Here is a 13,342-nt window from a genome sequence, read left to right as displayed (position 1 = left end):
CGAAAAAACGACTTTCTTCTCCAATAGAATAAAAACATAATTTAATCAAGTAAGACTTGCTTAAATTATGTTTTTATTCTATTGGAAATTTAGTCGCCCTCATCTAGGAGATTAGCCTGGAGGTATAATTCCTAATTATAGAAGGTATGAGTCTAGAACGAGTTAGTTATCGAATAAATATAAAAATTTTGTATAGTTATGATAGGAATAAAATGAATAAAAATTTTAATAAATTTTTTTAAAAAAATTCGTCATTTTAATTCTGACATGATAAAATGAATAGTGCGATGAAAGGGGTTTAACATTTATGGAAAAGAAATCATTTTATATAACAACACCTATTTATTATCCAAGTGATAAATTGCATATTGGGCATGCGTATTGTACGACAATTGCAGACTCTGTAGCAAGATATAAGCGTTTATGTGGGTATGACGTATTATTTCTAACAGGTTCCGATGAGCATGGGCAAAAAATCCAACGTAAAGCGGCAGAACAAAATATTACGCCATTACAATATGTAGATAAAATTGTAGCAGGGTTCCAAGATTTGTGGGTAAGATTGAATATTTCAAATGATGATTTTATTCGTACAACCGAGGAGCGTCATCATAAAGTTGTACAAGAAATTTTTAAAAGGATTTATGAAAAAGGCGATATCTACAAAAGTACATATGAAGGGCTTTATTGTACTCCATGTGAAACGTTTTGGTTAGAACGTCAATTGGTAGATGGAAAATGCCCAGATTGCGGTCGTCCGGTAGAAACAGTTCAGGAAGAAAGTTATTTCTTCCGTATGTCAAAATATCAGGAGCGTCTATTAAAATTTATTGAAGATAATCCGGATTTTATTCAACCGGTATCACGCCGTAATGAAATGATTAACTTCATCAAAGGTGGGTTAGAGGATCTTTGTATCTCCCGTACAACTTTTGACTGGGGAATTCCTGTACCAATTGATGGAAAACATGTTATTTATGTATGGTTTGATGCACTTAGCAACTATTTAACAGCAGCGGGCTATTTATCAGATGAAGAAAAGTTCAAGAAATATTGGCCGGCAGATTTGCATTTAGTGGGAAAGGAAATCGTTCGTTTCCATTCGATTATTTGGCCAATTATTCTAATGGCTCTTGATATTGAATTGCCGAAAAAGGTGTATGGACATGGTTGGTTAATCGTAGAAGGCGATAAAATGTCAAAATCTAAAGGAAATGTTATCGATCCGGTTGGATTGATTGAAGAGTTTGGTGCAGATGCGATTCGTTATTTCTTGCTTAGAGAAATAAACCTTGGTATGGATGGCAATTTCTCGCGTGATGCATTGATTCAAAGGATTAATTCTGACCTTGCAAATGATTTAGGAAATTTATTGCACCGTACACTTAGCATGGTAGCACGATTTAATGATGGAATTGTTCTTGAGCCTGGTCAAGCAGATGAAGTAGACGGATCTCTCATTGATTTAGCGAAAAAAACCGTATCTGAATATGAAATGTTAATGGATAAAATGGATATTAGCCCAACGATTAAATTGGTATGGGCGTTTATTAGCCGTACTAATAAATATATTGATGAAACAATGCCATGGGCGCTTGCAAAAGATCCAGAAAAAAAATCTCGCTTAAATACGGTGATGTATAATTTGGTAGAAAGCTTGCGTGTAATTAGTGTGCTAATTGCTCCATTTATGCCGATAACTGCAGAAAAAATATGGAATCAATTGGGCATTGCTCAAGCATTTGATGAGGTTCAATTCGCGGATATAAAATCTTGGGGCAAAACGCCTGTAGGTACGAAAGTAAATAAACCTGAGCAACTTTTCCCAAGGATTGAAGAAGAAAAAGAAGAAAAAACTCAAAAGGCAGAAGTGAAGCCAGCAGTGAATGAAAAAGTAGTTGTTGAACCGGCTGTAACTGAAGAAATTAGCATTGAGGACTTTAGTAAAGTACATTTGCGTGTAGTGAAAGTATTGGCAGCAGAAAAAGTTAAAAAAGCTGATCGATTGCTAATGCTTACCGTAGATTTGGGCGATGAACAACGAACAATTATTTCTGGAATTGCTGAGCACTATACGCCGGAAGAATTAATTGGTAAGAATGTTGTTATGGTGATTAATCTAAAACCGGCAAAAATTCGTGGTGTTGTTTCAAAAGGAATGGTCCTTGCAGCATCAATAGATGATAAATTAAAAGTAATTGAAGTAGATATGCCAGTGGGTAGTAAGGTGAAGTAAAATGTTTTTTGATTCTCATGCTCATCTTGATGATGAAAAATTTACTGATGACCGTGCAGAGGTCATTGCGCGGGCGAAAGAAAATGGTGTAACGCATATTGTGAATATTGGTGCAGATATGGAGTCTTCGGCGCGGTCAATTGAGCTGACGCAGCAGTATGATATGATTTATGCAGCGGTTGGAGTACATCCTCACGATGCAAAGAAGGTTATAGTATCTGACTATGACCAACTGGCGCAGTGGACAAGATTAGATAAAGTTGTGGCAATTGGTGAGATTGGTCTGGATTATTACTATGACCTATCTCCGCGAGAGCTACAAAGAGAAGTTTTTATCAGACAACTTGATGTTGCTCGGCAAACGCATATGCCAATAGTGATTCATGATCGTGATGCACATGGCGAAACGATGGAGATTTTAAAACGTGAAGGAAAAGGGTTGATAGGGGTAGTCCATTGTTTTGCCGGCAGTATGGAAATGGCAGCGGAGCTGATCAAAATGGGCTGGTATATCGGTTGCGATGGACCAGTAACATTTAAAAATGCAGCAAAACTACCGGAAATTATGCAAAAGATTCCATTAGAACGTTTGCTTATTGAAACGGATAGTCCATATCTCACACCTGTACCATTTCGCGGTAAGCGTAACGAGCCAGCCTATGTTCGCTTTGTTGCAGAGCATATCGCTGTTTTACGTGGTATTCCTATTGAAGAGATTGCGAAAGCAACGACGCAAAATGTATGTGATTTATTTCAAATCAAACTATAGAAAAATCAGTTATGTTAATATAATTACAAAAAATGATCGGAAAGAGATTCTCTTTCCGATCATTTTTTATAACCTGCTACTGAATTCGATAAGTAAGATTTGAGTTAGGTAAAGATTAACTCCGTTTGAAATTTATTCAGCGTTATAAGGTTTTTATTTTCGCCTAAAAAGCCAAAGTTTGGGTAAGGCTAATCAACGGATAAAATGACCATTGCTTTCTAAAAAAAGATGTACTAAGATGAAAGAAAATTTACAAATGAAATCCTAAAAAATATAAAAATTATTTTTAAAGCATAAGGGGGGATTAAATGAAATTGCCAGATTTCTTAACACGCATATTTTTAGGGTTATTAACGCTATGCATACTTAATTTAGATTTAGGTTCTATTGTAAATGCAGGACCTGCCCCAATTCTAACTGGTGCTAGATTTGTTTACTTAGCGGTAGGGGAAAATGAATATTTATATCCGAACAATCGAAATAAAGTAATTTGTCCTACCGAACTAGATGGAGAATATGTAGATATTATGGTTGAGTTCAAAGGGTATCCTAATCAAAGTGTAACTTTTATTAGGCAAGGTGGAATCGCATTGAAAAAAACGATAAATTCCATTACACCGACTAAAAATGGGGTTAGAACGCTTTATAGAATTAAAAAAGAAGATATGTCTGGCGGATACATAATTCTAACATTAGATGCTAAAGGGGCAAATGGTGGAAGTGCGAGTGCTTCTGTAGAAGGATTAAGACTTATTTCATAAAAAACTAAATGCGTTTTAGCACTATTTTTCTTGGAGACTAAATAAGAAAATCTTTAGTGTTTATTGTACTTGAAAATATAATTTATTGAAATATTAACGATAATGCAGAAACCAATTGGAAAACAGCTCCTTTTTATGCATAATTTTTATCTTATTTGCATAAGATTTAGATATGGAGGAAAAATTTAATAAAGAAAAATTTTAGGGAATTATTTGACAATGGTAATTTTACGTGGTATAATGCACAAGTTCTTCAAAAGGGGGAATTGAGTGAGTAAAAAAGAAAGATTCTTGCACAAAAAAAGCAGCTTTATTACTATTTTATTACTCGTCGTTTTACTAACAACAGGCTTCATTTATGGACAAAAAGATGTTCAAATTGATGCAGATGGTAAAATGATTAAAGTAAGTACGTTAAGATCTGATCCTTCACAGATTTTAAAACAGGCAGGCGTTATTTTAGGACCAAAGGATGAATACAGATTATCGACTCAAACTTTAGAAAAAAATACGACAATTTTCGTGTATCGGGCGGTGCCCGTTACAGTTACCTACAAAGGTACAAGCAACTCTTATATGACTGGAAAACCAACTGTGGGCGAATTACTCGCCGAATTAGGTATTGCGGCTGATACAACAAAGTCAGTTCCGCAGGTAGACTCGAAAATTACAGAAAATCTTGAAATAAACGTAGTGGATGTAACAGAAAAAATAATTGAACGTGAAGAACAAATTAGTTATGAAGTAATCCGTCAGCCGGATCCAACAATGGAAACCGGGAATGAAGAAGTGATTACTGAAGGTGAAAACGGTGAAAAACTTGTGACTGTGAAGATTGAGTATCACGATGGTCAGCAAGCATCTGAAACCGTGACGAATGAAAAAATCATAAAGCCTGCTAAATCTGAAATTGTAAAGGTTGGTACACGTGATACGATAGATACATCACGTGGTACAATGAGATTTAGAAAAGTAGCGCACATGGAAGCGACTGCCTACCTCCCAACGGATGGGAATGGAGCTGGGATAACTGCAACTGGAATGGCCGCAAGGCGCGGAATTGTTGCTGTAGATCCAAATGTAATTCCATTAGGAACTAGACTCTACATACCAGGCTATGGAATGGCACTTGCTGCTGATACCGGTGGAGCAATCCAAGGGAATATTATAGACCTTTGTGTAGAGGACTATGGTGAAGCAATGCAGTTTGGTAGAAGAACTGTGAAAGTCTATATTTTAGATTAATAATATAAGAGAGAAACTATCGTGAAAGGTTATTTTGCGATAGTTTTTTTTCATCCCAACGTGCAAGGGTGTTTTAAAGAAAGTTTACTTTCTCTGGGCAGCCTTGCTTTATTTTGATTATATGCAGCAAAGATTCGTAAATTTCATAAAATCGCGGTATAATATAAATAATAATTTAAAATAAAGTAGGAATGAAAATGGTAAAAGAAGTGATTGTAGTAGAAGGTAAACAAGATGTAATTGCGGTGAATCGAGCGGTTGAGGCAGATTGTTTAATTACAGGCGGTTTTACGTTAAAACCTTCTATGATAGAGGATATTCGCCGTGCTTATGAAAAACGTGGAATAATTATCCTTACGGATCCAGATGGGGCGGGGGAAAGGATTCGCAAGTATTTGAGTGAACGTTTTCCGAACGCGAAGCATGCGTTTGTTCCTAAATGCGATGCGACAGCAAATGATGATGTGGGAATTGAGCAGGCATCACCGGAAGCAATAAAAAAAGCTTTGGATAAAGTGCGGTATTTAGAATGGACACCGACAAAGATTTTTACAAGTCAAGATTTAGTGTTAAATGGCTTGAGTGGGAGTCCATCCGCATCGATAAGGCGGGCAGATCTTGGCGCAATTTTAGGAATTGGATTTGCCAACGCTAAAACATTTTTAAATCGATTAAATCATTATGGAGTAACGAGAATGGAGTTTGAACAAGCAATACAAATATTAAAACAAAATGCAGAGGAGAATGTGACTGAATGATTCAGCCGATAATTGCAAAACGCGAGGTAACCCGTCATATTTTAAGAACATTTGATATTCATATGAGTAAAAAATTAGGACAGAACTTTCTTATTGATGAAGGGATTGTTCAGGGAATTGTAGCAGCAGCCGATATTCAAGAGGGGGAAACAGTTTTAGAGGTTGGCCCGGGGATTGGAACGCTTACGCAAGGATTAGCAGAAGCAAAAGCAAATGTGGTTGCTGTTGAATTAGATAGCCGATTGCCAGAAGTTTTGGCAAAGACGTTAGAAGGATATGAGAATGTACGCATTGTGCATGGGGATATTCTAAAAGTAAACATTCGTGAAATTATTAAAAGTGAGAGCTTTAAGGTTGTAGCTAATCTACCATATTATATTACGACACCAATTATTATGGCACTGTTAGAGCAACATTTACCGGTGAAAAAATTAGTTACAATGGTACAAAAGGAAGTAGCAGAGCGCATGGTGGCAAAGCCTGGTACAAAAGATTATGGCGCATTGTCCGTTGCTGTACAATATTATACGGAGCCAAAAATTATTCTGGATGTTCCGCCAAAATCTTTTATCCCGTCACCGGCGGTGGATTCGGTGGTCATTTGTTGTGATGTGAGGGAAAAGCCAGCTGTAGATGTTGTCAATGAAAAAATGTTTTTTCGTACGGTAAAAGCTGGGTTTTCACAACGTCGTAAAACCTTAAATAATGCATTAAAGACAATGGGCCTTGGTGTGGAAGTAGTAAAAAATGCATTAGAGGTAGCTGGTATTGATGGAAATCGGCGCGGGGAAACATTGTCGCTTGAAGAGTTTGCTGCAATTGCAAATGCGATTAAAGGGTAAAAATAGGGCTGTTGCAGTAGCGAATATTTTTCGCGACTACAACAGCCCTTGCTTTTATTATCCAATATGAGTTAAACAAAGTATGGTTATTTATCATTGATAATATGTAGAGGAAGACATGGTTTTAGATATCATCCCATAATACCGTCGAGAATCATAACTAGGTTGATTCTATGACACTTATTTTTATGCGAAGAAAAGACTAGGAATAATCCTAGTCATGTTTGTGTTCTAAGTATTTAAAATATTCCTCAATGTGATCTATACCTGATTCCTCGTCGCACCAGTCAATCCATTTTTTTTCACATTCACTGTATTCCTCTAAGGTGGATGTGTTGGAGGAATTTTGGGGTAAATTGTTTTCATATTGAAATTTATCATATTCTGCTAATGTATCCATAATTTTTTTTGCTTCTTTCAAATTAGCGACATCAATAATAAATGGGTTACATGCTGTTGGTGGAACATGACATACTCTTAACTTTTTCATTGTAAACATCTCCTTATTAAATTCTTTTGGTTTTAATGATTTTCTATGCTAAACTGTGTTTCTATATGCTTCATTATCATTGTTTCGCCGTCGTTCCATATAATCCCTTTTTGCTTTGTATAGGTATTTTTCAATATACATTCAATAGACATAATAGTAGCAGAAGACGAAAAAATCAGCCTAGCACCTCTATGAGAAAAAGAGCATACAACGTAGATGCAGTTTCAGAAATGTTAGATTTACCGTCGAGTATATTGTATGGTATGATTATAAATGGGAAAATCACTGTAATGAAAATCGGTAAACGTTAAAAATAAGTTGAAATACAGTTAGACGAACTTTTGAATAGGTTAGAGAGTAAACCTTTTTTAAGTAGAGGCAAAAGAATTGATACCTAATTTACAAGGAGGTAAATGTACGAATGAAAATTATTGATTCACATATCCATTTTTCAAATAGTGAGCATTTTGTAAACGCGGCGAAAAATTCTGAACATATAGTTACATTGGAACATTTAGAAATGATTTTTCAGCAAAGTAATATTGTATTGGGGATTGGAATGGGCGTCGATGGGAAAGACCCTGCAGGCGGGATAAGTAAACCGCTCACGCTTGGAAAGGAAGGGTTACCTCCGTTTTTGGTACAATGTTTAGGGATAGATACAGCGGCAATTCGCAAGGAGACTTTGAATGATACGTTAGATGCTTTTGAGCGTATGCTGAATGAGAAAACTACAGTTGGTCTTAAAGTATATGCAGGATATCAGCATTTTTATGTAAATGATGAAATTTATCATCCGTTTTATGAGATGGCAGAGGCCCATGACGTTCCGGTTGTTATTCATACAGGCGATACAGCGAATTCGAAAGCATTGCTTAAATATGCGCATCCGCTTACTGTGGATGAAGTAGCAGTAAATTTTCCACGAGTTCGTTTTGTTATGGCGCATTATGGAAATCCGTGGATCGCTGATGCAACAGAAGTTGCGCGAAAAAATGAAAATGTCTATGTAGATTTATCGGGCCTTGCAGAAGGTATATTTAATGTGAATTGGTTTATGCAGCATTATGAAGATTATGTCAATCATATGAGGATGTGGATGACTTATTTGGGAAACTATGAGAAGTTTATCTATGGCTCTGATTGGCCGCTAGTATCAATGAAGGCTTATATTTCATTGATTTGGCGGATTATTCCGGTAGAGTATCATGAACTGGTTTTTTGGAAAAATGCAGAATCTGTATTTTCACGGATAAAAGAAGTTCTCCCAAAAGAATAAAGTAGGATAAAAAGGACAGCGATTTAGATCGCTGTCCTTTTTATATATCCCAAGCAATAGAATCAAGTGGTGGGGTTGCTTTATCAATTTCGCTTAAAATCCAAGGTGCATTATCATGATCGGCGGAAAAAGCAACTTCAAGAGCTTCTTTATATTCTTCTTTTATTTCCATAAAGGATAAGGCTTTATGCATATAGTCTTTCATAATTAGAGTTGTAGAGCTATGTGCCGCAATTTGAGCTTTGAAGCGATATGCATGATATAGATAACTGTTTTGATGAACTGGAATAGATTCATATATTTCAATTTTTTCATCAGCTTCAGCTAAAGCTATATTTGTACGCTGCATTTGGTGAAGTGTAATCCAGCGATCTGCCCAAAGTTCACCACGCAGAACGTATTTATAAAGGAAATCCGTGCTTTCGGCTAATTCAATTGCTATATTGATATAGTAGAGTGCGTCATCCAGCTTATCTTTTTGTTCGCGCAAACAGGAACTTAAGCGTTGTAGAGCAAAAGCTTTTTCTTCTACTGCTTCTCGGTTTTCCTCATCTACTGCCGCTTCGACAATAGACTTAAATAGCTCTATCGCTGTTGCTTGCTTATCAAATTGGGGCATTGCTAAAAAATGAGCAAGCCTCGCTCTTGCGTGCCAGTTATCCATTCCGCCGTCAAATAGTGAATGTGGTGGATTTGCAGGACTGTCAATTACGAGATGAACGAGTTCATGAAATTCTTCATTTGTCATAAATAGGTCAACTCCTATATTTTCGATTTATTTTTATATCATATAGAATAAATCTCGTTAAGTAAAGTTTAGTCAGTGATAAATAAGTTCATTTTTTAACTTATTGGGAAAAGATGTATTTTTATATAGAGAATGATATAATAAAAAAGATAGTTTAAACGGCGATTAAGAATCATCGCAATGGATATGATAGTATTGGGAAGCGGGGAATATCGTATGGATAGTGATTTTTATTCAGATGAGATTATGGAAACACACGACCCAAGGGGATTTACATTAAGAGAAGCAATTCATGAAGCAAAACGCTGTCTAAACTGTGCAAAACCACTCTGTCGCACTGGATGTCCAATTGAAAATGAAATTCCTGAATTTATTAAGGAGTTAGCAAATGGAAATATTGGCGAGGCCAGCGCTGTAATCGCGAGGCGAAGTAATTTGCCAGCAGTGTGCGGAAGAGTTTGTCCACACGAAAAGCAATGTGAAGGTGCTTGCATATTAAATCGAAAAGGTGAAGGTATTAAGATTGGTAAGTTGGAACGTTTTATTGCAGACGTGGATGCAGATTTCGAGCTAACGCCACCACCTAAGCCTGTAGATACTAAAGGTAAAGTTGCGATTATTGGATCTGGACCAGCTGGGCTTACTGTTGCCGGTGATTTGGCGAAAAAAGGTTATAAGATTACAGTTTTTGATGCTCAAGAAGAGCCTGGTGGGGTTTTAATGTATGGAATCCCAGAATTCCGCTTGGCAAAGGAAGTAGTAAGGCGAGAAATAAAAAGAATTCGTAGATTAGGTGTAGAGTTTATTAATAATATTATGGTCGGGCAAGATTTGACGTTGCAAGATATTTTTGCACAAAATTTTGATGCAATATTCATTGCGACGGGAAATTCAGTTGCAAAGTCGTTAGATATTGATGGAAAGAATCTTGTAGGCGTTTTAGAGGCAACTTATTTATTGCAAATGGTTTCTTTGGCTACACAGGGAAGCGTAGATCAAAGTGAGGTTCCGATAAAGTCCGGTGATGATGTTGTGATTATTGGAGCCGGTAATGTTGCGATGGATGCGGGGCGAAGTGCAATACGTGAAGGTGCTGCGAGTGTTACTGTAGTTTGTCGTGAAGCAGAAGATAAAGTGGCGGCACTAGAGTCAGAAGTAGAAGCCGCAAAAGCGGAAGGCGTAAAGTTTAGATCACTTCGCCAGCCAACGAAATTTTTAGGTTCAATTAAAGTACGTGGATTGCAATGTGAAATTTTGCATTTTGATGAAAATGCAAAATTAACTGGTACGGGTGTGCATGATTTCATTAAGGCAGATAAGATTGTGATTGCGATTGGTCAACGACCGGCTGCTCGGATTATATCAACGACGAAAGGAATTGAAGTAGATGAGGGGGGATTTGTAAAAACTAGATCGCGCCCTTATGGAATGACAACGCTACATGGAGTTTTTTCTGGTGGTGACGTAGTGCACGGTCCGGCAACTGTAGTGAGGGCGATGAAGGATGCAAAAAAAGTAGCTATGGGAATTGCTCAATATGTAGAAGCAAAAAAGCTTATGCAGGAATGTGGTTTGAAAATAGAAAAAGATCGTTGATGAAAAAGTAAAATGACACAGGAAGGACAAGTTTGTTCCTCCTGTGTCATTTTACTTAAACGGGAGTTAAAAATTCATCAAGAATATCAAAACGGCGCTCAGCATGATAGCCAACATAGGATTTATTTTGCCATTGGCGGTTGCGTGGTTTTCCTTCGTAGACGGTGATTGCTTCGATACAATCACCTACGATTGTATCAATAATCTTGTTAGCATGGACGGATCCTTTGACAGATGAACCAAGAATATAATGGGGGATTGTTGTGCCAATGGCTATTTTTAGATTGTGTATTTTTGCCAAGGATAGAGTGACTGGTGGAATTGCAAATTCTTGTAGAGATATTGTATTTAGTAGTTTTTTTGAAATGGCATGTGGACCATGTGCTGGATTGGATAATTGAATTTTATTTTCTAAATTTAATGTCTGATTTAGAAGAGAGCGCCATTTAAAAGTGGGATTGCATTTTTCAATATGTCTAGGCGGCAATGGATAGCAATTCGTTAATGCCATATCCACTTTATCTACTAAAACTGCATCGATTAGTTCTATTAAATTTTTCCCAAACGTGCCAACCATGTCACCATCAACAAAAACAACAACATCGCTTCCTAAGGATTGAGCGACTTTAGCACCAATAGATCGTGGAACATCGATGCCAAGAGGTTCATAAAAATAGATAAGTTGAAGCTTAGGAATTCTTAGCTGTAAAGATTGATAAACGGTAGAATCACGACAGCCGTTTGTAATGAGAATAATATGATCAATCGGCAGTAATGCCAGATTTTGCAATACTGTCATAATTCGCCCAGACTCATTTTTTGCTGGGACAATGGCACAAATCATAGTATTTCACCTCGTTAATCACAGTAACTGACTCGTAACAGTATATGGATACGTTAACTCAGTTGCTACAAATGGAAGAATATAAATGATGAGTACCAAAGATTCGCCCTTTGCATAGAATGTAGTAACGAGGGGGTGCGGAGTGTGGCGGTAATAAATGTGGGGGATTTAGTTGTTAGAAAATCGCATGATAAAGATATTATTTTTAAAGTAATAGATATTAATCGTGATGAAAATGATAAAGATAAATGTGTACTAAAAGGCATGCATATGCGTCTGGTTGCCGATGCACCGATTCATGATTTAGAACAAATTAGTGCAGAAAATCTGCGTAATGAAGTTGTAAATATGGAAAAAATTCAGCAATCAGGATTAGAAAGAGCTTTTGATAGAAGAAAAGGCGAGAGAAGAAAAAATTCTCTTTTCCGCGGATCAGAGAAAAAAGTAAGTTTTTTTGAGATTCCGGGGCGAGTATTGCATATCGATGGCGATGAGGAATACTTAAGGATGTGTTTAAAAACTTATAAACAATTAAATATGGAAGCTGTTGGAAAGTGTATTGAAGAAGTAAAGCAACCATTGCATATTGCTAAACTGGTGGAGCAATACCGCCCCGATATTTTAGTTTTAACTGGCCATGATGCCTTGATTGGTGGAGGGAAAAAGGATTTAAAAGATATTAAAAATTATCGGCATTCAGCATACTTTGTAGAATCGGTAAAGCAAGCGCGAATGGTAGAACCAAATCGTGATGATTTAGTTATTTTTGCTGGCGCGTGTCAATCGCATTTTGAGGCAATTTTAGCCGCAGGCGCGAATTTTGCTTCATCCCCGATTCGTATTTTCATCCATGCATATGATCCAGTATTCATTGCTGAGAAAGTAGCATTTACACCAATTAATCGAACGGTGGATGTTTGTGATGCAATTACAGCTTCAGTAACAGGCGTGCAAGGTGTAGGCGGAATTGAAACGAGAGGAAAATTTAGGCTAGGTTTACCGAAAACCCCATACGGTTAAAAATACGGCTTAAAATAGTTAAATGAACTATTTTAAGCCGTATTTTATCTTGTATATAATTTGCTTGTAAAATTTCAAAACAGTTGTGTTTTAAATAAGAACGGTTAGGTTTTAGCGTAAGTGAAACTTTTATATTGAGATTAATTGCTTACTTTAATTGGCGAAGCTGCTTGAGTAGAGATTGACATCCACATAAAACATCTTCATAGGTACGGTCAAAATTTCCAGTGTACCATGGATCAGCGATACTACGCTCTTCTCCTGCAAAAGAAAGTAATAAATGAACTTTATTCTGGACATCCTTTCCGATAATTCGTTCAAGATTTTTAAAGTTTTGCTGATCCATAACAATAAGGTAATCATATATAGCATAATCTTTTTTTGTCACTTGCACCGCTTGTCTAGATGAAAAATGAATTTGCATTTGGCGAAGTTTTTTCTGTGTGCCAATATGAATATTGTTACCGATTTCTTCTCGGCTAGTTGCTGATGACACAATAAAAAAATCTCTTTCGCAGCCTGCCTTTTTTACTAAGTCCTTCATTACGAATTCTGCCATTGGGGAACGGCAAATATTCCCATGACAGATAAACATTATTTTTTTCATTTTGTTCCCCCTAAAAAAGTTCCTATAAATAAGTCATAGCCTACATAAATGTGACTTAATTATAACATAAGTGAAATGCAGAGTGTGTAGTCATATATCAGAGGGGGCTGTATAGAAATTTGCGAAAAGATGAATAACGTTTACTAA

13 protein-coding genes are annotated in these 13,342 nt (G+C 36.6%); 9 read left to right on the top strand and 4 right to left on the bottom strand.

The window, feature by feature from the left end:
• Positions 1-307 precede the first annotated feature (307 nt).
• The 6 genes from metG to rsmA all read left to right on the top strand — a co-directional run bounded on the left by metG (position 308) and on the right by rsmA (position 6,611).
• Entirely contained in the window at positions 308-2,236 is a 1,929-nt protein-coding gene (gene metG, locus ACWZFG_RS10050) for a methionine--tRNA ligase (protein ID WP_455577573.1), read from the top strand.
• A gap of 1 nt (position 2,237) precedes the next feature.
• Positions 2,238-3,005, top strand: coding sequence for a TatD family hydrolase (locus ACWZFG_RS10045; RefSeq protein ID WP_177503588.1), 768 nt, complete (start codon positions 2,238-2,240; stop codon positions 3,003-3,005).
• 308 nt (positions 3,006-3,313) lie between these two features.
• Positions 3,314-3,766, top strand: a complete 453-nt coding sequence (locus tag ACWZFG_RS10040; protein ID WP_455577572.1) for a hypothetical protein — start codon at positions 3,314-3,316, stop codon at positions 3,764-3,766.
• A gap of 270 nt (positions 3,767-4,036) precedes the next feature.
• Positions 4,037-5,011: a G5 domain-containing protein gene (locus ACWZFG_RS10035; RefSeq protein ID WP_418626604.1), complete on the top strand. Its 975-nt coding sequence runs from the start codon at positions 4,037-4,039 to the stop codon at positions 5,009-5,011.
• A 197-nt stretch (positions 5,012-5,208) separates the two neighbouring features.
• The gene (rnmV, locus tag ACWZFG_RS10030) at positions 5,209-5,769 is read left to right on the top strand and encodes a ribonuclease M5 (RefSeq protein ID WP_455577571.1); all 561 of its coding nucleotides are present in this window, start codon (positions 5,209-5,211) and stop codon (positions 5,767-5,769) included.
• Positions 5,766-6,611, top strand: coding sequence for a 16S rRNA (adenine(1518)-N(6)/adenine(1519)-N(6))-dimethyltransferase RsmA (rsmA, locus tag ACWZFG_RS10025; protein ID WP_455577570.1), 846 nt, complete (start codon positions 5,766-5,768; stop codon positions 6,609-6,611). The genes rnmV and rsmA overlap by 4 nt, the downstream gene beginning before the upstream one ends.
• 214 nt (positions 6,612-6,825) lie before the next feature.
• Here rsmA and ACWZFG_RS10020 read toward each other — a convergent pair whose 3' ends face one another.
• Positions 6,826-7,101: a hypothetical protein gene (locus ACWZFG_RS10020; protein WP_177503596.1), complete on the bottom strand. Its 276-nt coding sequence runs from the start codon at positions 7,099-7,101 to the stop codon at positions 6,826-6,828.
• A 421-nt stretch (positions 7,102-7,522) separates the two neighbouring features.
• Between ACWZFG_RS10020 and ACWZFG_RS10015 the strand changes: the two genes are divergently transcribed.
• Positions 7,523-8,380 carry an amidohydrolase family protein gene (locus ACWZFG_RS10015; RefSeq protein WP_177503600.1) on the top strand — a complete coding sequence of 286 codons (858 nt, stop codon included), beginning with the start codon at positions 7,523-7,525 and terminating at the stop codon, positions 8,378-8,380.
• Between the two features lie 40 nt (positions 8,381-8,420).
• Here ACWZFG_RS10015 and ACWZFG_RS10010 read toward each other — a convergent pair whose 3' ends face one another.
• Positions 8,421-9,128 (bottom strand): tetratricopeptide repeat protein, encoded by a 708-nt coding sequence (locus ACWZFG_RS10010; RefSeq protein WP_177503602.1) that lies wholly within the window; start codon positions 9,126-9,128, stop codon positions 8,421-8,423.
• A gap of 216 nt (positions 9,129-9,344) precedes the next feature.
• On the opposite strand from ACWZFG_RS10010, the gene ACWZFG_RS10005 reads away from it, so the two are divergent.
• Positions 9,345-10,724: an NAD(P)-dependent oxidoreductase gene (locus ACWZFG_RS10005; protein ID WP_147667201.1), complete on the top strand. Its 1,380-nt coding sequence runs from the start codon at positions 9,345-9,347 to the stop codon at positions 10,722-10,724.
• Between the two features lie 55 nt (positions 10,725-10,779).
• Here ACWZFG_RS10005 and ACWZFG_RS10000 read toward each other — a convergent pair whose 3' ends face one another.
• Positions 10,780-11,568, bottom strand: coding sequence for a glycosyltransferase family 2 protein (locus tag ACWZFG_RS10000; protein WP_147667199.1), 789 nt, complete (start codon positions 11,566-11,568; stop codon positions 10,780-10,782).
• 144 nt (positions 11,569-11,712) lie between these two features.
• Between ACWZFG_RS10000 and yabG the strand changes: the two genes are divergently transcribed.
• Positions 11,713-12,588 carry a sporulation peptidase YabG gene (yabG, locus tag ACWZFG_RS09995; protein WP_147667197.1) on the top strand — a complete coding sequence of 292 codons (876 nt, stop codon included), beginning with the start codon at positions 11,713-11,715 and terminating at the stop codon, positions 12,586-12,588.
• Between the two features lie 148 nt (positions 12,589-12,736).
• Here the strand turns inward: yabG and ACWZFG_RS09990 are convergent, their stop codons facing one another.
• Entirely contained in the window at positions 12,737-13,195 is a 459-nt protein-coding gene (locus tag ACWZFG_RS09990; RefSeq protein WP_177503606.1) for a low molecular weight protein-tyrosine-phosphatase, read from the bottom strand.
• Between the last annotated feature and the right edge of the window lie 147 nt (positions 13,196-13,342).

It is taken from the genome of Anaerosinus sp., assembly GCF_965318445.1.
Note: the sequence above shows the minus strand (reverse complement) of the source record. Positions and strands in the feature narration are given on the sequence as shown.